We start from the raw sequence: 18784 nt of genomic DNA, 5'->3' as shown, positions 1-18784 counted from the left end.
GTGTCTCCTTTACAAGCAAATCGAAATAAGATCACCTTCAGAAAGCGTTGCATTTGGTTTCATCTTTTGTCCATTCAAATGAATGTGTCCGCTTTTTATTTTTTCTACAATTGCGGTGCGGCTCCAGTCTGAAATATATGCTGCCAGAGCTTTGTCGATGCGATGGGAGCCAAAGACCATCTCTAACAGGATTGTTATTTCAGTAGTGCCAGCATCTTTATATTGCATCATCGAGATGGTATTTGCTGTTTCATTCCATTCTTCTTGAAACATATCCAGTGTTTCTACATGCTCTGAATACGTTTTATAAATTTGGAGTTTCTTATTCCACGTATGTCCTTTATGACATTTATAAATCGCAAAACGGTAAATGTTTTTCCCATTTGCGTTATGCCGACGAATGCGTGTAGCAGTAAAAAGGGTGGTGTACCCACAATTTTTACAATGCTTTTCAACAGTTGTTTCTAATTCACTTTGATATAAATTCCAAGAAAGGTGTACTTTCTGCATTTTCCTTCACCTCGTTTTATGGTAAAGGAACGTAAGACAGCTATTTGGATGTCTTGCAGTATGAGAAGGAAGGAAATAGACAAAAATAAAAGGAGACCCTTTAGAGGAACCTCCGTAAACATCATACTACAGATGTGCTACGCTCCTTGTAATGGGTATGGGCAGACTACTCCCTTGAAAAAGCACGCTGCTTTTTTGAGAGTAATGCTATCCAGTTGCTGGTCCATTACAAAGTAAATGTTGGCATACGTAGTAGACGTCCTTTCTATCCAAATAGATTTGCCTTTTAGTATAACATAAAAGATTGAAAATTCGAAATTTAATATGTGAAAAAATACCAGCTATCGTAATAGCTGGCGCAAGAAATCATATAAGTTCAAATAAAAATGAGCGTAGTTCTTCTGCATTTTCTTCAGACATAGAAAATGCATGCTCTAAGTAGCCCGGTTCGTTTAAATCGTCACTGCCAATAATCGCAAATTTATTGCGCTGAATATCCAGGACAATTGTTTTACCATAATGACGATCAGAGTATAGAAGCGCTAAATCGTGACGCTCATTTTCTCCCATAAAGCTAACGAAACGTGTTTTTGTGTCTACTGTGTCATCATAAAGAAAAAAACGTTCTCCCATACATTCGACTCCTTTTAAATATCTAAATTTAAGTGAGGCTTATGGTCTAAATGGTGATGCGTTTTAATAAAGCGTACCGTTCTTGTTTTATAACGCATAACGATAGAATACGTTTCTGCTAAATCTCCGCCAAGGAATTTTACACCATCTAATAACTCGCCAGCAGATACGCCTGTTGCTGAGAAGATTGCATCTTCGCCAGATACTAAGTCATCTAACATAAGAAGTTGACGAGGATCCTCTAGTCCCATTTTACGACAACGTGCTTCTTCTTCTTCATTCATTGGAACTAAGCGTGCTTGCATTTCACCGCCAAGACATTTCAGTGCTGCGGCAGAGATAACGCCTTCTGGAGCACCGCCAACACCAACGAATAAATCGATACCTGTTCCTGGAAGAGCTGTTGCGATTGACGCACCAACATCGCCATCACCGAATAATTTTACACGTGCACCTTTTGCACGTACACGGTCAATGATTTCTTGATGACGTTCACGTTCTTGGACGATAATCGTTAGGTCACGAATTTTTTTATTGTTTGCTTCTGCTACAATATCAATTGTTTTTTCAATTGGATCATCTAAGCTAATTTTACCAGCTGCTTTTGGACCAACCGCGATTTTTTCCATGTACATATCCGGAGCATGAAGAAGGTTTCCTTTATCTGCGATTGCAATAACTGCCATTGCGTTTGCATGGCCTTTTGCAACGATGTTTGTACCTTCTAATGGGTCAACGGCGATATCTACATCTGGACCGTTGCCTGTCCCTAGTTTTTCACCAATATATAACATTGGTGCTTCATCAAGTTCTCCTTCACCAATAACAACAGTACCTGCCATGTTTACTGAATCAAACATATCGCGCATAGCAGTAGTTGCTGCGTCATCTGCTTCGTTTTTCTTTCCACGGCCCATCCATTGTGCTGATGCAAGGGCTGCTGCTTCTGTTACACGGACAATTTCTAATGCGAGTTCACGTTCCAAGGTGACATTCCTCCAATTTCGAAAATCATACAGTTATAACTATAACAAAGAACGGGGAAAAGGTGAATTCGAAAAATTGTCGATTTTTTCAGAAGAAACGGTTACAATTAAAATGTAAATGCTTTTATTTCCAGGTGGGTGATATTCATGTACTTTGTAGATCGAAAAAAAATAGAACAAATGTTAACATGTTTAGAACAAGTGGTAGATACATTTCAAGAGAAGCAACAATATAAGACTTCTTTTGAATATTATGCGTTAGAACGTATGTCGCATCTTATCATTGATTGCATATTAGATGTTGGAAATGCAATGATTGATGGGTTTATTATGCGCGATCCAGGAAGCTATGAAGATATTATTGATATTTTAATGGACGAGAAGGTAATACGTAATGAAGAGGGGGAAGGAATCAAGAAAGTGATTCTTCTTCGTAAAATGTTGATGCAAGATTATGTAGAAATGAACCATGAAGAGTTATATAGAACAATACAAAAACAAATAGCCATAGTGCAAAACTATCCTGCAAATATTCGTCGTTATTTAGAACAGGAATTAGGACCCGTTTCCGCGTTTGTACCAGAATAAGGTCCCGCAGTATCCCCATCTATCTTTTTGCTCAGATGGGGATTTTGTACTGTTATTAGAGCGAGAGAAAAGGGAAGGAAAGAAGGGAAAAAAATGGGGGAAGCACGTACAACGAAAGAGGAGATTGTACAGCTTTTAAAAGTAAAAGGGGAACAAACTGTAGCAATGCTAGCTGAATCTTTACAAATCACCGAAATGGCTGTACGTCGTCATTTAAGCAAGTTAGAGAAAGAACAATTGATTCATTCAAAAATGATGAGACAACACGTTGGACGACCTACATATGTATATGGTTTAAGTGAAAAAGGGGAAGATTTGTTTCCGAAAGAGTATAAACAGTTTGCGTTAGATATACTAGAGGAATTACAACGTATTGGCGATGAAACAATTGTGAAAGCGATTTTACAAGCAAGAACAGAGCGGATGGAAGAACAACTCCAAAAGCGAGTGAGTCGTCAAGATAAATTGATAAATAAATTAAAAGAAGTGGCTTTTTTACAAGAGAGAAATGGGTATATGGTACAGGTGAAACAAGAAGGCGAAAACTCTTTCATCTTACAAAAACAAAATTGTCCATTAATGACCGTTGCTGAGAAGTTTCCACAGCTTTGTGTAGACGAGAAAAATATGTATCAGCGATTGTTTTCTTCCGCAAATATGAAAGTGCTATCTAACATGTGCGACGGAGATTGTCACTGTTCATATCAAATACAAGAAAAAAAATGAACGTTATGAGACGCTTTTGGATAAAGCGTTTTTTTCTTTTATGAAAAGGGTTAATATAAGAAGGGTGTTGCAGGTTAAATAAAACTTTCACAAGTGTCCGCTATGACGGGACAAAAAGGAGAGACATAGTAGATGTATAAAGGCTATTTAATCGATTTAGACGGTACAATGTATCGCGGAGAAGAACAAATTGAAGAAGCAAGCGATTTTGTGAAAGCATTGCAGGAACGTAATCTTCCGTATTTATTTGTAACAAATAACTCAACGCGTAAACCGGAACAAGTGGCAGAAAAGCTTGTTCGTTTTGATATTCCAGCTAAGCCGGATCAAGTATTTACAACGAGTATGGCAACAGCGAACTTTATTTATGAGCGTAAACAAAATGCTTCAGTTTATATGATTGGTGAAGAAGGATTACATGATGCACTTGTGGAAAAAGGGTTCGAGCTTGTGGATGAAAATCCTGATTTTGTTGTTGTTGGACTGGATCGTGAAATTACGTATGAAAAACTGGCAAAAGCCTGCTTGGCAGTACGCAGTGGCGCGACATTTATTTCAACAAATGGGGATATTGCCATTCCAACTGAGCGTGGTTTACTGCCAGGAAACGGATCATTAACATCTGTTGTCACAGTATCCACAGGCGTAGATCCAATTTTTATCGGTAAACCAGAATCCATTATTATGGAGCAAGCGTTAAAAGTACTTGGCACATCAAAAGAAGAGGCGTTAATGGTTGGGGATAACTATGATACCGACATTCTAGCGGGGATCAATGCTGGCATGCATACTTTACTTGTCCACACTGGAGTCACATCTGTGGAGAAATTAACAGAATATGATGTGCAACCAACACAGGTTGTGCATAACTTGACCGAGTGGATTGAGAAGATGTAAGAAAAACGAGATAACAGTTGTTATCTCGTTTTTCTTATTAAAATACTCGGTTCACTAATTCTTTCACTTCTTCAAGGTACTGCTTTCTCGCTGCATCATCCACAGAAGGGACGCTTGTATAAAATGTGTGTTCCAATGTTTCAATACCTGTAAAATCAAAAATACCCGCATCAGTTGTTTTCTTCATTGCTTCAAACATACCGTTTGCTGTATAAGCTTCTTTCGTATTTCCCATTGTGGATAATAGCAAGCCTTTTTTACCATTTAATAACTTTTCAATGCCATTTTCACTGTAAGCATACGCAAAGCCATGGCTGAATACGCGATCAACGTATCCTTTTAAGATTGCAGGAAGGCCTGCCCACCAAACTGGATAAATAAATATAATGTTATCTGCCCAAGCAATATGTTTTTGTTCTTCTTCAATTTCAGCTGGCGTATTTCCTTGAGAAAATGAAATGAAATCATCAGTAGCTAATACAGGATTGAAGTTTAAGGCATATAAATCGCGAACGCGTACTTCATGACCTTTTTCTTCTAATTGTCCTTGTACAGTTTCTAAAATTGCATGGTTAAAGCTTTGTGGATTAGGGTGTGCATAAATGATTAAATGTTTCATGTTTGTTCCTCCTATTTGTGGATATGTTGATAGTTTGCTCGAATGATAACGAACCCATATAAATACAAATTAAAAAACCGACATAAAACCCCCACTGATTAAAGTTTCACTTTATCAACAGGGATGTGAAAGGCATGCTTAATATCCACAGCGCGTAATGGACCACCGTGACCAACAAATACACGGTTCGGTTGATAACCTATGACTTTGTGGATACTATTGTGGACTTGTTCAATATCTTCTGCAAAGTAATGGATATTTGGTATGTGAGAAGAAAGAATTCCCCCTAAATGTCCACCCATTAGTAAGTCACCGATAATTACGTCATGATTGGCTAACATGATCGATAGTGAGCCAGGTGTGTGACCAGGAGTATGTATGACTCTACCTGAAACGCCGTAATCTTCAAGATTAAATTCGCTACGGATGATAATATCTGGTTCGAAGCTTTCCGTTTTTCCATGCAAGAAAAGCTTTAAGAGTTTTCCAGTAAACCTTGTTGGATGTAGTGCAGGATCTTTCCCGTTTTGTAATGCAACGTGGTCCAAATGATGAATGGCAACTGGGACGTTTAATTTTTGTTTTAAAGCTCTTGCGCTTCCGAAGTGATCAAAATGTCCATGTGTTAATAAGATTAACGAAACATCTGCTGGAGAGATGTTTCGTTGTTCGAGTGCTTGTAAAATACGAGTCTCATTTCCGGGTCTACCTGTATCCACAATAATGGTCTTATCGCCACGAAGGAGAAACGCGTTGGAAAAGCCTAATGATAATTGTTCAATCAAAATAACACCTTCTATACGTTATAGCAAAATTCGCTTCTCTTTCGCTTCCTTTATCCACAGCGGAAGTTCATTTAATAGCTGGTTATATAGTGTTTCATCTGTTGTTTTTTCAATATCTCGAATGTGAAAAAAGTTTGCGTTGTCGATGAAGCGTCCATCCATTTCATCGAGTTTTCGAAGAACATCAAATTTGCCGTTTCCAATCCCAACAAACTGCCAAAAAATTGGCTTGTTAGAGGAGGATACTACTGGCTTTTGAATGCCTTTTTTACAACCACCATCGTTAATAAAAATAACAAAGGCTGGTTCTTCACTTTTCTCTTCCATGGTATACTTTTGAATCACATCTTCCATCACTTGTGGTTCGTCATTTCGGCCGAATTTATGAATGGAATTGTTATTTAAGATATGCTTTTCTACATAACCAGCAAAGTCTTTTTCAGTAACGGCTGGTAATCTAGAAAACTCATTATCATACACCCAAATATCTAGTGCACCATCATCATCAAATTGACTTGCAACAGCAAGGATGCGTTCCACAACTTCTTGGACAGTACCGTTTCTATATAAAGTTCGCATCGATCCGGAAATGTCTAAAACGAGTGCAACTTTTGCCACAACACCTGTTAATTTCTTTTTCTCTAATACAACACGTACAGCTTCTTTTCTTAATGTGATAGTACTCAATACAATCGCCCCTTTTTTTGTAATGTAACAAGGATGTTGACTCTTGAAGTATGTATAGATTACGCAGTTGGAAGAGAAGTTTGGATAAGTTGAAGAGCTCTGTTTACAATTTCTTCAGCTGCGTATATACCAAATTCATTTGTTTTTGTAATGTGAGGTAGTAAACTACCTTGTTCTGTTTCTAGTTCACCATGTAGGGGAGCAAAAGCATGATTTGCCCCTTCTAGCATGCATAAATCAAGTAAGGAATCTCCAGCTGTAATTACGGTTTTGGTCGCGGTGATTTGTTTTAAATACGCGACGGCATCCCATTTGTTCACTGGCTTTGGAACAAAGTATAATTTTCTGCCTTGCAGTGAATAATTCCACCCTTGCGTGTCTAACCATGCTGTAAAGGAAGCGAGCTCTTTGTAGGGAATGTTTTCTCGGTCAATTATGCAATAGTGAAATAAGTCATCTGCTGTTTTTTGTGATAGCACCCATTCTTCATGAGAAATATTTTGAAACTCCTTTAGAACGTCTTCTTTTGCCATACATTCTGTTGTGATCCGTGCTTGTATGTTGTTTTTCCAAGCAGTATCCTGTTTGCCGTTGTGAAGAATATTGCCGCCATTACTTGTAACAGCATATTCTGGTACAACATCCTTTTGAAACAGCGTAATACGTTGGAACTGCTCGATTGTTCGCGTTGTGACCGGAATAAAGTGTGCTTGTGATTGTAACTTTTGCAATAAGGAAATTGTTTCATGCGTAATAAAAGAGATTTCTTTTCCATCTAATGTTTCGATAAGCTGAATATGCACATCGTCTATATGCTTTCGAAATGATTTACGAGAATAAATAAGCGTTTGATCAAGGTCGCTTGCGAAAATCATGATTGGTTCCTCCTTAGCGGTTGAATTAATCCGCAGCATGAGTACGTCATATGTTTATATATTTCAATTGGTACATTCAACTCTTGTGCAAGAAGCAAAATATGCTGTAAGTCAGGATTGTTTTCTTCGCGAATCAAAATTTTCCATGGTATCCGTCTTAGTAGAACACGTGTTGTTTCTCCGACGCCGGGTTTAATCAAATTGATATCATCTATTTCAAATTGTTTTTGAATAGAAGTGATATTTTGTAACCCTTGCCATGATGGTTCTGTATATGTAGCGATGATATGCTCCAGTTGCGTTTTAATCTCATCACCAACATCAGGATATAACGTTGTAATTTCTTCGATAAATAAATTAGACAAGTCTTCTTTTTCTAGTTCTTTATAATATTTGGCACCATGAAAATCATTAGGGCCAATATATGCCTCATTTAAGACTGTGCGGCTTACTAATCCTGAAACTGTTGCGTTCAAACAGGCGCTTGGAATGAGGAAATCTTCACGTGTCCCATATATAGCTGTGCAATGGCCAGGGTCAGCAAGCACAGCCATACAGTCTGAAATGTACTCATGATACTTTTCGTTAAATCTATGCACAGATTGACGAAGCTCTTTTTTGATGGCACCTTTGCCGGTCCATCCATCAATAAACTGAATCGTTTGATTCGGGTGTTTTTGCAAAATATATTGAAGGGCATTTTCATCAATGCCGCGTCCACGAATAATAGATATACTATAATGTGGTAGGTCGAGATTATATTGATAACGTATGTATCGTTTTATTAAAACACCAATTGGAGTACCAGCTCTTGCTAACGAGACGAGAACAAGATTCGTTCCTTTTGTCTTTACAATTTGTTCTGCAACTACACCGGCGGCAACTGCTAATTTGTGCTTATATTGCTGTAAGGAAGTGAAGAATAAGTCCATATACTCTTTGGATGGCTTGTATTCAATTGGAAGCATCTCAGAGTAGTGCGTCCCTGACTGAATGGCTATCTCTCTTTGGTCTGTTGAGCTTTCTACAATGATATTACTAATATCTTTTAATAGAAAGATAGCATCATCGTCAGCGTAACTACCAATGCGCTGCAAAGTTTTTGATTGGGTCATATTTCTTCACCTTCGCTTTCTGCTAAATTGCTAAATGAAACGATATGAATGAGTGGAATCATCTTTTGTAATTGCCCAAGGAGCGGCAGTAAGCACTCTTCTTGTAGATTTCGTTCGATAAAGAGAAAGACTTCGTCATAATTACCGGGCTCAATGTTATAAAAATAATTTGTCACCGCTTTGTCTTCGGGACTTTCATAGGAAAAACGGCTATGAATCGCATATTGTGCCTCGGCATAAGGATGAATGGGACTGCGTGTCGTTGATTGGTAAGAAACGTTTGCACCCATTTCAGCGGCGACTCGCATCGGTATATACATAAACTCGCCAGTTCCTAAACAGAGAGTGTTTTTGCCTTTTCTTTTTTCTTTTAGTTGCTTGCCAACTTTCTTGGAAAATGAATGCAGACTTTCTTGCTCATCTGCCGAAATACCGAAACGACCTGTATACTTTGTATAAGTAATGTCATGTTCAGGAGATGTATACGGCAGGGAGGGACAAGAAATAGAATACCTTTTTATGTCCGTTTCAAGCTCTGGATGAGCTACTAGATCATTTGGCTTAGAAGTAGCAATTGGGCTGCCGATAACGTCGATAGATCCCCCTAATAGGGATATAACGTGAATGGTTATATTAAGCTGTTTCTCTAATTTTACAAACTGTTCTCGGTGCTTATTTGAGCGCCAATCTAATAAGGAAGCAACAACATATTCTTTTCTTGGAAACTTTTCTTGAATAGATTGAATGATATTTAAGGCTGTTTTCCCTGTTGTCATTTCATCATCGACAAGGATAATCGGATTTTCGTTTTGAAAATAACTATTGTCCACATAGCAGCGATGAGATGTCGCATGGGAATGTTCTTCTTCAAATGTAATGATAGGATCAATTTGTGAAATAGTTTCCCTTGTTGTATGTACATACTTTGCATTTTGGAAGCATTGAAACATAGCGTGACCTAATGCGGTAGCCGTTTCTGCAAAACCGATAAATAGGACTTCTTTTTGCAGAGGAAATTGATATTGTAAAATAGCCTGTAACTCATAATCTGTACTTTTTTTCGTTGAGATGATTTTGAGAATCTCTTTTTGAAATGGATGGTTTGTATTGTGCATCATTTCCATATATCTTGCAGCAAGAGCACATCCTCCTGCTAAAGAGACAGCTGGTGAAATAGGAAGATGTTTTCCTAAAATGGTACTGACAAATAAAAAGCCACGTTTCTTATTGATTCTCGCTGCCATTTGAAACAGATGTTCTGGTGATAAAAAATATGGATTATCGCACACTTCTATATGAACTGTTATTTTATTTAAAATTTGGTACGTGTACATTTTGGTTTGATGTTTCGGTAAGGAGATCGATGAAAGTTTGTTGTTCATGTAGCACCCCGTAAATAGTAGATTTCAGTATTGTTTTACGCGCCCAATTATAATGGGGCTTCACTTCATTCATTTTGTTGGAAAAACTACTTTTCATAACACCGTTATACGTGTGAGCATTTTCGAAAATAGCCATCGCATCTACATAGTCTTCTAGTGTTACAACATGTAAAGCTTGTACGAGTTTAATGTGAGAAGGATGAATGACTGTTTTTCCGACCAATCCATTTGCTTGATCAAGCAAGACTTCATGAATCAGACCATCCTCATAACGATGAAGCATTTCTGTTCGCATTTTTAGTCCATCATTGCCAAGTGATTCACGAAAGGGTGTTTGGCGAAGTTGTGGCTTTAAAACGCGTTGCTGATTTCCGAAATACTCCCACACTGGTCCCGATATGACATACTCATCTGTTGACCTAGAAAAGATATTGATAATGTCAGAGATACAATCACGAATAACAGAAATATCATAGATTGTTGTAGCACTGTTTCGGCGAATGCCAAATATGCCTGAAAAATCGGTAGCACCAATTCTTACATTTAGAATGTAATCCCGGTAAGAATCGAGTATTGCTTTGATTGCTAATAATGCTTCGGTACGCGTTTCTTTATACATAATTTCAGGGGATTCTAAAATAGGCATCCCATAAAGTGAAAGTGAATAGTGTTCATTTATATGCCTCAGTTCATGAATATAAGACATTCCGTTAGCAGGAGTGAATTTAGGAAAGACAAATCCACTTATGCAATGAACAGCACTGCCTAGTTCATGAACGAGTGAGCGCATCTGTTTTGGCTCGCGAATACGGATGAAGAGAAGCGGTACGTCTGCTGAATGAAGCTTATTTGCATCAATCATATGCGCGAGTGTTTGCATTTGTATAACGATATTTTGCTCCGCACGTTCCACATCTCCATCGCTAATGGAATCTTCTAAACAGAATACGATAGATGTGGTACCTTCGTGTTTTTTTGTTGCAATTTCTTGAGCAATGTTCTCTCTTGTTCCAGGTGTGTATAGCGTAGCACCTAATGCATAGGCTAGTTGTTCTTTTGTTATATCCTTCGAAAATTCAATCGGTTCCTGATAGAAAAGCTTTTGCCTTTCCTCAGGAGACAAATATGCAAAATGCTTCAAATTCTCACCACCTTATTTTGAGCCAGCGACCCAGTTCATCCCCCATTTGTAATGCCGATCCATTTCTTTGTGCCCCTTAAAATATTTCACGAGCCTTTGTACCTTGAATGTCTCATCATTTACATTTTCAAGCATTGCCACGGCACAAGTATTAAATCCATTGCGGTGTTCATCCATTTTTACGATAATATCCGGTCCATTTTGCTGTTTCAATGTGACGACACCATCAACTTGTGACCAGTTTGCAATGCCCTCGTATATATAAGAGAAAATTAATATTCTTTTGATTTCATGAACCATATCTCCGTTGATGCGTAAGTTTTCACCGTTTACTGAAGCACCCGTACGGTCATCTTGATCTAAATGAATGTAAGGTTCGTCATAAAATGAGCCAAATATATTTCCAAGCGGCTGTACGACGTCTTTCCAACCATCTTTAAATTCAAATAAGCAGCCTAAATCTAAATCTACTAGAGAGGAGCCACCTGCCATTAAGGATGTGAAGAATCCTTTTTGTTTCTGCTCCTTTTGTTTGCTCCAGTTTAGGTTCACCGCGATTTCTCCAAGCGGTTTGTCTGTTTTTTGTAAGTTAATTGTATCGCCTGATTTTTTTAATTCAATTTTAGAAAGATTAATGTTTTTTGGCATAGATAAGGGATTAATTTTCGGTTCTAATTTTTGAAAAAAATTAGAAGGTGTATGTAATGCTCTGAACTGCTGGGAAAGGTTGATAAGGCCACCTTGTAAACCTCTGCCGACCGCACCGAATTTCCAATCTCCTTTATAACGATAGATTTCCCCGATGATAAGAGCTGTTTCCGAGGAAAACTCTTTCTCAAGATTATAGTGGAACAGTTCTTCGTCGGTTGCGGCGTTTATGATGCGGACGTAAGAGCGGTTTACTTGACCGAATGTTTGCATGCGAGCTACCGCATCGTGAATGGTAATTGTTAGCATAATTCGTTCGATATGAGATGGAAGTTTTTGAAGTGAAATTGAAATTTCTTCATCATCTCCGGCCCCTGCACCCGTACGATTATCTGGTGACAGCGTAATTGCTCCTTGCAAAGCTGTTCGTTGGTTGTAGTATACGATATGTTCTAAATCTGCAATGCGCCCATTTTCGTCTAATAAAAGAGCGGAGGCATCTAAATCGAATGCATGTGAACTTGATTTCGGAGAGAGATTCCATCCAAGACCAATTTTGATATGAGTTAATGTAGGATTCGTTTTTGTTAAATCAACCTTTTGCCCTTTGCGTAATTGTAGTGTCATTTTGAACTCACCTCATTTACAATGATTAATGCAATCGTAACATGCAAAGAAAAGTTTTCCAATTTCATCTATTAAAAATTTACAAAATTTTTAAAAATAAAAGATGAATTGCATGATTAATGTAGAAATTTGTTAGTAATAGGATTTCTGAAAAGAAATGAGGAGAAAAAGAGCATATGAATATACACAAACTGACAGAAGCGGAAGCAGAAGAAATTAATGCATGGAAGTACGAAAAACCGTACTCGTTATATAGCTTTTCAGGTAGTGATGAAGCGTTACATGAACTCTTAGATGGTACATATTATGGATATTGCAATGAGCAGGGGGAATTGATAGGATATTTTTGCTGTGGAGAAAATGCACGAGTTCCAGGAGGAAGGGAAGCGAAGTTATACACAGGAAAGCATGTTGTGGATATCGGACTTGGAATGAAACCTGTGTTAACAGGAAAAGGGATGGGGATATCTTTTTTACAAACTGGATTACAGTTTGTAAAAGAAAAATTCCAGCCGAAAGTGATACGTTTAAGCGTCGCAACCTTTAATAAACGTGCAGTTACATTATATGAAAAAGCTGGTTTTAAAACTGGACCAACCTTTGTAAGTCGAAAAAGAGAGTTTATGTTAATGACATATGATGTAGAGTAGAAAAAACCAACTTCTTTTCATGGAAGTTGGTTTTGTTTTTTATCCCGCTATTTAGGGGCAGTAAGACCCTTACCTCAAGATTCAGTGAGAAACAAAGAAGGGATGACTGCCCGTAAAAGCACGATAGGTGAGGGCTAATGATCAGTGGTGGATGAAGAAAACTCCCACTGAAAAAAATTTTACTTTATTCTGCATGCTCAGCTCGGTGTGCTAAACGACTTGATGCAGCAGCGGCAATTGCTCCTACGATATCATCAAGGAATGTGTGAACTTTTCCAGATGATTTATCATTTAAAGCTTCTAAAATTCCTGGTTTTAATTTATCGATATATCCAAAGTTTGTGAAACCAATGGAACCGTACACGTTTACAATAGAAAGGGCAATTACTTCATCGACACCATATAAGCCTTCGTCTCGTTTTACGATATCTTGTAAAGGCTCGCTTAACAGTCCTTTTTCGGCAAGGACATCTAATTCAATACCTGTGATCAATGCATTTTGTACTTCACGTTTGGATAAGACACGTTCTACATTATAGCGACATTCTTCCATCGCTAAATTTGGATGATATTTTTTTTGAAGAAAATGAACCAGTTCCGCAATATCATCAATTTTTACTCCGCGCTCTTGTAGTAATTGCAATGCTCTTTCTTGTAGTTGATTGGATCCTTTCATGTTATCACCTTTTTTTCTTTTTAGTATTGTATACGTTTAATTGCTTTATCATGTGCATAGGAATGAAAGTCGAGCACAAGCTCATATATATAAAGAAAAAACATAGGTGGCGACTTTGATGATTCAGCATATTTATGAGCATTATCAGATGCATGTCAAAGAATTAATCCCCCTTGGCCCCTATAAAAGCTTTTGGATTCGTAATAAAATTTATGTACTTCTTCCGATTGGAAATATGGAGGAAGAAGAACTTGTTGAAATGAAAAAATTAAGCGATTATATGAACCAGCAGGGGGATATTACCGTTGCGACTTTCGTTCCGACTATACACGGTTACTATGTAAGTGAGATAGAAGAGAACAATTATTGCTTATTAAAAGGCATGCGCATGTTAGATCGGCATGCAACTTCGCTAGGAAGCGAACTTTCAATATTTCATAAACGAGGAGCCTTTTTTCCGGAAGAAGTAGAACAGTTAAGTCGCATTGGTGAATGGAAGGCATTATGGGAAAAAAGACTCGATCAGTTAGAACGCTTTTGGCAATCGCAAATTTCTAATCATCCATCAGATGTATTTGATCAACTATTTATTGAATCATTCCCTTATTATTTAGGAGTTGCTGAAAATGCCATTCAATATGTTGTTGACACCGAAATAGATGATACACCGCAACTTGCAGATGCAGCAACCATTTGCCAAGAACGATTGACACCTTTATTATGGCAGCAAACGAATAAATTAAAAATCCCCATTGATTGGGTATACGATCATCCGAGCCGTGATTTGGCGGAATGGATTCGATATGTGTCGATGGAAAAAAAGGAAAACTGGGAACAAACTATTTTTCAGTTTGTAACAGACTATGAACGAAATTATCCGCTCTCTTCTTTTGGTTGGCGTCTGTTATTTGCACGTCTTCTTTTCCCTCTTCGCTACTTTGAAACAGTAGAAGGATATTATTTAACAGGAAACGAGGACCAAAAAAGTCTATACCGCGATCGTTTAGAAGCTATTTTACATGATGTGAATCGCTCTGAAAAATTTATGAGGCACTTTTATGAATCCCTTCGCTTGCCTGTTGATAAGTTAGGGATTCGTAAATTAGATTGGTTATCCTAACAGGTGTTGATCCGGCAGTAATACCTTCCTGATCAGAGTTGCACTTTATAAAAAAGAGACCAGTAGTGGTCTCTTTTTTATGCTTCGCGTCTCTAAACGAGCCGCCTCCGCTTTAAATTATCCAGCTCCAGCGGCTAGAATAGTCGGTGGCTTCGCTTCTTCCGTCGAGGTAAAAAGCACCTCTATGTCAGAAGCTCCATCCTCCTCCTATTCTAAACGAGCCGCTTCCGCTTTAAATTTAAAATACTTGTTCTACTTCAATAACGCCTGGTACTTCTTCAAGTAGAGCGCGCTCGATACCAGCTTTTAATGTGATTGTAGAACTTGGGCAGCTACCGCATGCACCCATAAGGCGTAATTTTACAATACCTTCTTCAATATCTACTAATTCAACGTCACCGCCATCACGAAGTAAGAACGGACGTAATTTATCTAATACTTCTAGTACTTGTTCTTGCATATTTGGGTTTTCCATTTTTATCGACTCCTTTCATCAGTTTTATTATAATCAAGATACAGAGGAAAATCTATTTTTTCTGTTCTTGTTTTATTGTCGAAATATTGTATCATGTTTACAACGTGTTTTTTCAGTATAGGGGACAAGAAACAGATTTGTAAAGGTATGTGCTTATAAGATGAAACTTCCATCAGTGGGGAATTACCACTGTTAGGCAGTTGAGGTGCAATCGGACTCTTACTGGCGGTGATCTTATTTGAAGTGAAGCCAGTAGAGCGGGGAATGGGGGAGAGATGATGGTGAAAGTTCATGTATATGGGGCAAAAGTAATTTGTGCAAGCTGTGTTGGCATGCCATCTTCAACAGAAACATTTGAATGGCTACAAGCGGCGATTGGTCGTAAGTATGAAGGACAGGAAGATAAATTTCAGTTTGAATACATTGATATTCAGGAGCAGCAAGAAGATGAGGAGAAACAAGCTTTTGCTGAGCGTGTAATTGAAGAGGACTTATTTTACCCGGTTGTTCTCGTAAATGGAGAAATTGTTGGAGAAGGAAATCCTCGTTTGAAGGATGTATACGAAGAAATCGAGAAATATTTATAATACAAAAAGCCTTTGCAACCTACATGGAATTGCAAAGGTTTTTTTATTAAATACCGATAGAGAAATATTAGTAGGTGGAAGTGTCATCTTGTTATGGAAAGGATGATAGATGTGAAAAAAGGTCTTGCTCTAGGAATTTTAGGTTTCCTTATTGTTCTTGTTGTTTCTTATTGGAAAGAGGACTTGAGTATTGTATATTGGTTAGCTGGATGCTTTAGTTTGTTTTTAATAGCCAATGCGGTAGCTCTTTTAGTAGATGGATTTATTTTAGGGGCACGCGGTACATTTTTTTCGGCAAAACCAACACGTAAAGTGTCTCGTTTTCAAGCTGCAAAAACGTATGCGTTTGCGGCAATTTCCAATGTCATAACTGCTTTAGGGGGGTATGTATGGGTATCGTAAAGGAATATTCAATACCAGAAGAAGTGAAGAGTCTATTAGATCAATACGTGAATGGGCTTCAAGGCATTTTGGCTAATGAAAAGTTAATTGGCGTGTATGTATACGGTTCAATTGCGCTAGGTGCATTTCATTTAGAAACGAGTGATGTTGACTTTGTAACAGTGATAGCAGAGCCAGTAAGCGAAGCCGAGAAAATACGAATAAGTGAGCTGCATAAAAAACTGAGTAAAAGTACGTTAGGAAAACGAATGGACGGCATGTATATTCCACTTGCTGATTTAGGAAAGTACAATGAGGAAATGCCGCAGTATGTCTATTGTGCTGATGGAAAGATTAACGTAGGTCACTGGGATGTGAATGCTGTTACATGGTGGATGGTAAAAAATCGTGGTATTACGATCATGGGAAAAGAAGCAAATGAACTCCCGTTTACAGTTATATGGAATGATGTTGTAGAAACAATGAAATATAATGTGGAACAGTACTGGAGTCAAAAAGCATCGCGTCCATACTTATTTTTAATTGAAGAGTGGGTAGAATCCGCTGTTGTAACGATGGGACGCATTTTATATACGTTAGAACATGAAACAATTGTTTCAAAAGATAAAGGATTACAGTATATAATGCAATCATCTTCAGAGGAATGGGAACCGCTGTTACAAGAAGTGCATCGTATACGCCATAATCAAAGAGCGAAACGAAATATTTCGAGATGGAAGCGAGCGAACATGACGAAGGTGTACTTGCTCAGTGGGATAGAGGAATGTAAGAAGAAGTGGGAAAGATAAAAAGAGTTCACAATAGGATGTGAACTCTTTTTGTATTAAATATTTTTCCAACGCTCTAATTTATGAATGTTTCGTGTGAACAATTTAGATAAAAATCTAGGGAAACCAAATGAAACAATCTTATTTTCAACAAGCTGTTTCATTTCATCTACTGTGATATGAGGTAGAGTGAATTCGCCAATTTCATAGCAATGGCTACAATATGTTGTGCTTTTTTCACCGTTGTTTTCTGTGCCGCCACCTTTTTCGTCTTTTGAAAATGGCATACCGCAACTTTGACAATTTTTATGTTTTTTCATGATAACCGCCTCTAAATATATGTAGTCCAAATGATTATAGTATGATTCCTTTAGAGATACAACTTACCTTTAGGATTCCATTTGTTTCAATTGGCACCGTCTATTAAAGAATGTTTTATATCCAAGTTGTAAAAAGATAATAACGGAGAAGGCAGTACTTCCAGAAATACCAAGTGTAATTGCAATTTGATATTGAATGGCGGTAAGTGGTGAAATACCTGATAAAATTTGTCCTGTCATCATACCTGGTAGGGTGATAATTCCCATTCCAACCATGGAGTTAATCGTTGGAAGAATTGCTGAATCGAAAGCATCTCGAACAAGTGGAGCAGCTGCTTGTTTTGGAGTTGCGCCAAGCATAAGTGCACCTTCAATTTGCGCGTGCCTTGATTTCACATTGTTTAAAAATGAATTTGCTCCAAGGGATATACCTGTCATTGCATTACCAATTAGCATTCCTGCAATAGGGACAATATATTGAGGGGCATACCAAGGATCATGTCCGATAATAACAAAAATAAATAATAAAAGCGGCCCGAGTGATCCGGCAATCATCGAAAGGGCGGCAACTTGTTTTAATTCTTTTGACATAGGTATATTCACACGCTTATAGATGTTGAATATAGCAAAAGTTGTAATAGAAGTAATAATGGCAATTGTATAGAATGGATTACTATTTTCAAATATGTACGTGAGTATGTAGGCAACAAGTACAAGTTGAATTGTCATGCGTAATGTAGCGATCGTAATTTGTTTTTCACGAGGTATACCCTTTAATTTTACAAGGCCAATTAAAATAATAATAAAAATATATGCAGCAGCAAGCTGCCAAATTTGTAGCTCAATAACGCCCTTCAAGTGCGCGCACTTCCCTTCTGATAGCACCTTTTGTTTTACTTATTTCGATAATATCGTCTGCAATTTCTTCTGGGAGTTGTTGTGAGTGGGTAATCATGACAATCGTTTTCTTTTTTTGTTGGGCAATTGCAGCAAATTGTTTCATTACGCGTTTTTCTGTATCAGCATCTAATGCAGAAGTCGGTTCATCTAATAAATAAACTGGAGGATCCATAAGTAAAACACGTGCTAAAGAGAGCCGTTGTTTTTCGCCACCGGATAAAGAAGACGCATTATCCTCTAAGTCCTTTTCCAAACTTACAGCCGCTAGAGCTTGTTGTAATTGTTCATCAGAAGGAAAAGGCTTTTCTGAAAAACGAAGTCCGATTAACAAATTATCTTTTACCGTCTTTTCAAATATAGGTGGTGTTTGTCCAAGCATAACGACTTCACGGCGTAATTGAATGGGCGGATAAGAAGAAATAGGTGCTCGCTTATAATGAATAGAACCGCTTGTGGGTGACTGCAGATCATTTAACATACGGAGCAACGTGCTTTTACCGCTTCCACTCTCGCCGATGATACAGGTGATCTTTTCTTTGTGAATCTCTAAGTAAGGAATTTGTAGAATGTCTTTATATGTGACGCCCTTTAGTATAAACATAATCTTCCCCTTTCTAATTCTATTAATATCCTATCAAAAAAGGAGGGAAATATATAAATTCATTTTG

The 18784-nt window shown here is 37.8% G+C and carries 24 protein-coding genes; 8 read left to right on the top strand and 16 right to left on the bottom strand.

Annotation, left to right across the window (positions count from 1 at the left end; genetic code table 11):
- Positions 1-9: 9 nt before the first annotated feature.
- The 3 genes from QUF99_RS25755 to glpX form a co-directional block, all read right to left on the bottom strand.
- Positions 10-510 carry a S4 domain-containing protein gene (locus QUF99_RS25755; RefSeq protein WP_289373880.1) on the bottom strand — a complete coding sequence of 167 codons (501 nt, stop codon included), beginning with the start codon at positions 508-510 and terminating at the stop codon, positions 10-12.
- Positions 511-876: 366 nt separating this feature from the next.
- The gene (locus QUF99_RS25750; RefSeq protein ID WP_286122523.1) at positions 877-1143 is read right to left on the bottom strand and encodes a DUF3055 domain-containing protein; all 267 of its coding nucleotides are present in this window, start codon (positions 1141-1143) and stop codon (positions 877-879) included.
- Positions 1144-1157: 14 nt separating this feature from the next.
- A complete protein-coding gene (gene glpX / locus QUF99_RS25745) occupies positions 1158-2129 on the bottom strand; it encodes a class II fructose-bisphosphatase (protein WP_289373879.1) in 972 nt (323 codons plus the stop codon).
- A 147-nt stretch (positions 2130-2276) separates the two neighbouring features.
- Between glpX and QUF99_RS25740 the strand changes: the two genes are divergently transcribed.
- The 3 genes from QUF99_RS25740 to QUF99_RS25730 all read left to right on the top strand — a co-directional run bounded on the left by QUF99_RS25740 (position 2277) and on the right by QUF99_RS25730 (position 4340).
- Positions 2277-2717 carry a DUF86 domain-containing protein gene (locus tag QUF99_RS25740; RefSeq protein ID WP_289373878.1) on the top strand — a complete coding sequence of 147 codons (441 nt, stop codon included), beginning with the start codon at positions 2277-2279 and terminating at the stop codon, positions 2715-2717.
- 93 nt (positions 2718-2810) lie between these two features.
- Positions 2811-3443 carry a helix-turn-helix transcriptional regulator gene (locus tag QUF99_RS25735; protein WP_289373877.1) on the top strand — a complete coding sequence of 211 codons (633 nt, stop codon included), beginning with the start codon at positions 2811-2813 and terminating at the stop codon, positions 3441-3443.
- A 132-nt stretch (positions 3444-3575) separates the two neighbouring features.
- Positions 3576-4340 carry a TIGR01457 family HAD-type hydrolase gene (locus QUF99_RS25730; RefSeq protein ID WP_289373876.1) on the top strand — a complete coding sequence of 255 codons (765 nt, stop codon included), beginning with the start codon at positions 3576-3578 and terminating at the stop codon, positions 4338-4340.
- A 37-nt stretch (positions 4341-4377) separates the two neighbouring features.
- Here QUF99_RS25730 and QUF99_RS25725 read toward each other — a convergent pair whose 3' ends face one another.
- The 8 genes from QUF99_RS25725 to QUF99_RS25690 all read right to left on the bottom strand — a co-directional run bounded on the left by QUF99_RS25725 (position 4378) and on the right by QUF99_RS25690 (position 12219).
- On the bottom strand, positions 4378-4959 hold the full coding sequence (locus QUF99_RS25725) for an NAD(P)H-dependent oxidoreductase (protein WP_289373875.1): 582 nt from the start codon (positions 4957-4959) through the stop codon (positions 4378-4380).
- Between the two features lie 98 nt (positions 4960-5057).
- Positions 5058-5744, bottom strand: a complete 687-nt coding sequence (locus QUF99_RS25720) for an MBL fold metallo-hydrolase (protein WP_289373874.1) — start codon at positions 5742-5744, stop codon at positions 5058-5060.
- 18 nt (positions 5745-5762) lie between these two features.
- Positions 5763-6431: a vWA domain-containing protein gene (locus QUF99_RS25715; RefSeq protein ID WP_289373873.1), complete on the bottom strand. Its 669-nt coding sequence runs from the start codon at positions 6429-6431 to the stop codon at positions 5763-5765.
- A 59-nt stretch (positions 6432-6490) separates the two neighbouring features.
- Positions 6491-7306: an HAD family hydrolase gene (locus QUF99_RS25710; RefSeq protein WP_289373872.1), complete on the bottom strand. Its 816-nt coding sequence runs from the start codon at positions 7304-7306 to the stop codon at positions 6491-6493.
- Positions 7303-8421, bottom strand: a complete 1119-nt coding sequence (locus QUF99_RS25705; protein WP_289373871.1) for a cysteine protease StiP family protein — start codon at positions 8419-8421, stop codon at positions 7303-7305. Before QUF99_RS25705 ends, QUF99_RS25710 begins: the two co-directional genes overlap by 4 nt.
- Entirely contained in the window at positions 8418-9803 is a 1386-nt protein-coding gene (locus tag QUF99_RS25700) for a phosphoribosyltransferase family protein (RefSeq protein ID WP_289373870.1), read from the bottom strand. Before QUF99_RS25700 ends, QUF99_RS25705 begins: the two co-directional genes overlap by 4 nt.
- Positions 9730-10944: an HpcH/HpaI aldolase/citrate lyase family protein gene (locus tag QUF99_RS25695; RefSeq protein WP_289373869.1), complete on the bottom strand. Its 1215-nt coding sequence runs from the start codon at positions 10942-10944 to the stop codon at positions 9730-9732. Before QUF99_RS25695 ends, QUF99_RS25700 begins: the two co-directional genes overlap by 74 nt.
- A gap of 12 nt (positions 10945-10956) precedes the next feature.
- Positions 10957-12219, bottom strand: a complete 1263-nt coding sequence (locus QUF99_RS25690) for a TerD family protein (protein WP_289373868.1) — start codon at positions 12217-12219, stop codon at positions 10957-10959.
- Between the two features lie 176 nt (positions 12220-12395).
- Here QUF99_RS25690 and QUF99_RS25685 point away from each other — a divergent pair, with 176 nt between their 5' ends.
- Positions 12396-12869, top strand: coding sequence for a GNAT family N-acetyltransferase (locus tag QUF99_RS25685; protein ID WP_289373867.1), 474 nt, complete (start codon positions 12396-12398; stop codon positions 12867-12869).
- A 184-nt stretch (positions 12870-13053) separates the two neighbouring features.
- On the opposite strand, the gene QUF99_RS25680 is transcribed toward QUF99_RS25685, so the two are convergent.
- Entirely contained in the window at positions 13054-13545 is a 492-nt protein-coding gene (locus tag QUF99_RS25680; RefSeq protein WP_289373866.1) for a phosphatidylglycerophosphatase A family protein, read from the bottom strand.
- 118 nt (positions 13546-13663) lie between these two features.
- On the opposite strand from QUF99_RS25680, the gene yutH reads away from it, so the two are divergent.
- On the top strand, positions 13664-14665 hold the full coding sequence (gene yutH, locus QUF99_RS25675; protein ID WP_289373865.1) for a spore coat putative kinase YutH: 1002 nt from the start codon (positions 13664-13666) through the stop codon (positions 14663-14665).
- Between the two features lie 238 nt (positions 14666-14903).
- Here yutH and QUF99_RS25670 read toward each other — a convergent pair whose 3' ends face one another.
- Positions 14904-15140 carry a NifU family protein gene (locus QUF99_RS25670; protein ID WP_000431179.1) on the bottom strand — a complete coding sequence of 79 codons (237 nt, stop codon included), beginning with the start codon at positions 15138-15140 and terminating at the stop codon, positions 14904-14906.
- Between the two features lie 278 nt (positions 15141-15418).
- On the opposite strand from QUF99_RS25670, the gene QUF99_RS25665 reads away from it, so the two are divergent.
- The 3 genes from QUF99_RS25665 to QUF99_RS25655 all read left to right on the top strand — a co-directional run bounded on the left by QUF99_RS25665 (position 15419) and on the right by QUF99_RS25655 (position 16917).
- The gene (locus tag QUF99_RS25665) at positions 15419-15727 is read left to right on the top strand and encodes a DUF1462 family protein (protein WP_289373863.1); all 309 of its coding nucleotides are present in this window, start codon (positions 15419-15421) and stop codon (positions 15725-15727) included.
- 93 nt (positions 15728-15820) lie between these two features.
- Positions 15821-16129 (top strand): hypothetical protein, encoded by a 309-nt coding sequence (locus QUF99_RS25660; RefSeq protein ID WP_289373862.1) that lies wholly within the window; start codon positions 15821-15823, stop codon positions 16127-16129.
- Positions 16117-16917 carry an aminoglycoside adenylyltransferase domain-containing protein gene (locus tag QUF99_RS25655; RefSeq protein WP_289373861.1) on the top strand — a complete coding sequence of 267 codons (801 nt, stop codon included), beginning with the start codon at positions 16117-16119 and terminating at the stop codon, positions 16915-16917. Before QUF99_RS25660 ends, QUF99_RS25655 begins: the two co-directional genes overlap by 13 nt.
- Before the next feature lie 35 nt (positions 16918-16952).
- On the opposite strand, the gene QUF99_RS25650 is transcribed toward QUF99_RS25655, so the two are convergent.
- The 3 genes from QUF99_RS25650 to QUF99_RS25640 form a co-directional block, all read right to left on the bottom strand.
- Entirely contained in the window at positions 16953-17216 is a 264-nt protein-coding gene (locus tag QUF99_RS25650; RefSeq protein WP_289373860.1) for a zinc ribbon domain-containing protein, read from the bottom strand.
- A 69-nt stretch (positions 17217-17285) separates the two neighbouring features.
- Positions 17286-18074, bottom strand: a complete 789-nt coding sequence (locus QUF99_RS25645; protein ID WP_289373859.1) for an ABC transporter permease — start codon at positions 18072-18074, stop codon at positions 17286-17288.
- Positions 18058-18717: an ABC transporter ATP-binding protein gene (locus QUF99_RS25640; RefSeq protein WP_289373857.1), complete on the bottom strand. Its 660-nt coding sequence runs from the start codon at positions 18715-18717 to the stop codon at positions 18058-18060. The genes QUF99_RS25645 and QUF99_RS25640 overlap by 17 nt, the downstream gene beginning before the upstream one ends.
- Positions 18718-18784 lie beyond the last annotated feature (67 nt).

The organism is Bacillus sp. DX4.1 (assembly GCF_030348195.1).
Classification (GTDB): domain Bacteria; phylum Bacillota; class Bacilli; order Bacillales; family Bacillaceae_G; genus Bacillus_A.
This window is presented reverse-complemented; position numbering and strand designations above follow the sequence as displayed.

Bases quoted from the DNA above. Each gene is read 5' to 3' on its own strand.
- QUF99_RS25705 (WP_289373871.1), bottom strand. From the start codon at position 8,421: ATGACCCAATCAAAAACTTTGCAGCGCATTGGTAGTTACGCTGACGAT.
- QUF99_RS25655 (WP_289373861.1), top strand. From the start codon at position 16,117: ATGGGTATCGTAAAGGAATATTCAATACCAGAAGAAGTGAAGAGTCTA.
- QUF99_RS25755 (WP_289373880.1), bottom strand. From the start codon at position 510: ATGCAGAAAGTACACCTTTCTTGGAATTTATATCAAAGTGAATTAGAA.
- QUF99_RS25670 (WP_000431179.1), bottom strand. From the start codon at position 15,140: ATGGAAAACCCAAATATGCAAGAACAAGTACTAGAAGTATTAGATAAA.
- QUF99_RS25685 (WP_289373867.1), top strand. From the start codon at position 12,396: ATGAATATACACAAACTGACAGAAGCGGAAGCAGAAGAAATTAATGCA.
- QUF99_RS25740 (WP_289373878.1), top strand. From the start codon at position 2,277: ATGTACTTTGTAGATCGAAAAAAAATAGAACAAATGTTAACATGTTTA.
- QUF99_RS25650 (WP_289373860.1), bottom strand. From the start codon at position 17,216: ATGAAAAAACATAAAAATTGTCAAAGTTGCGGTATGCCATTTTCAAAA.
- yutH (WP_289373865.1), top strand. From the start codon at position 13,664: ATGATTCAGCATATTTATGAGCATTATCAGATGCATGTCAAAGAATTA.
- QUF99_RS25640 (WP_289373857.1), bottom strand. From the start codon at position 18,717: ATGTTTATACTAAAGGGCGTCACATATAAAGACATTCTACAAATTCCT.
- QUF99_RS25710 (WP_289373872.1), bottom strand. From the start codon at position 7,306: ATGATTTTCGCAAGCGACCTTGATCAAACGCTTATTTATTCTCGTAAA.
- QUF99_RS25730 (WP_289373876.1), top strand. From the start codon at position 3,576: ATGTATAAAGGCTATTTAATCGATTTAGACGGTACAATGTATCGCGGA.
- QUF99_RS25735 (WP_289373877.1), top strand. From the start codon at position 2,811: ATGGGGGAAGCACGTACAACGAAAGAGGAGATTGTACAGCTTTTAAAA.
- QUF99_RS25750 (WP_286122523.1), bottom strand. From the start codon at position 1,143: ATGGGAGAACGTTTTTTTCTTTATGATGACACAGTAGACACAAAAACA.
- QUF99_RS25690 (WP_289373868.1), bottom strand. From the start codon at position 12,219: ATGACACTACAATTACGCAAAGGGCAAAAGGTTGATTTAACAAAAACG.
- QUF99_RS25680 (WP_289373866.1), bottom strand. From the start codon at position 13,545: ATGAAAGGATCCAATCAACTACAAGAAAGAGCATTGCAATTACTACAA.
- QUF99_RS25700 (WP_289373870.1), bottom strand. From the start codon at position 9,803: ATGAACAACAAACTTTCATCGATCTCCTTACCGAAACATCAAACCAAA.
- QUF99_RS25660 (WP_289373862.1), top strand. From the start codon at position 15,821: ATGGAAAGGATGATAGATGTGAAAAAAGGTCTTGCTCTAGGAATTTTA.
- QUF99_RS25665 (WP_289373863.1), top strand. From the start codon at position 15,419: ATGGTGAAAGTTCATGTATATGGGGCAAAAGTAATTTGTGCAAGCTGT.
- QUF99_RS25725 (WP_289373875.1), bottom strand. From the start codon at position 4,959: ATGAAACATTTAATCATTTATGCACACCCTAATCCACAAAGCTTTAAC.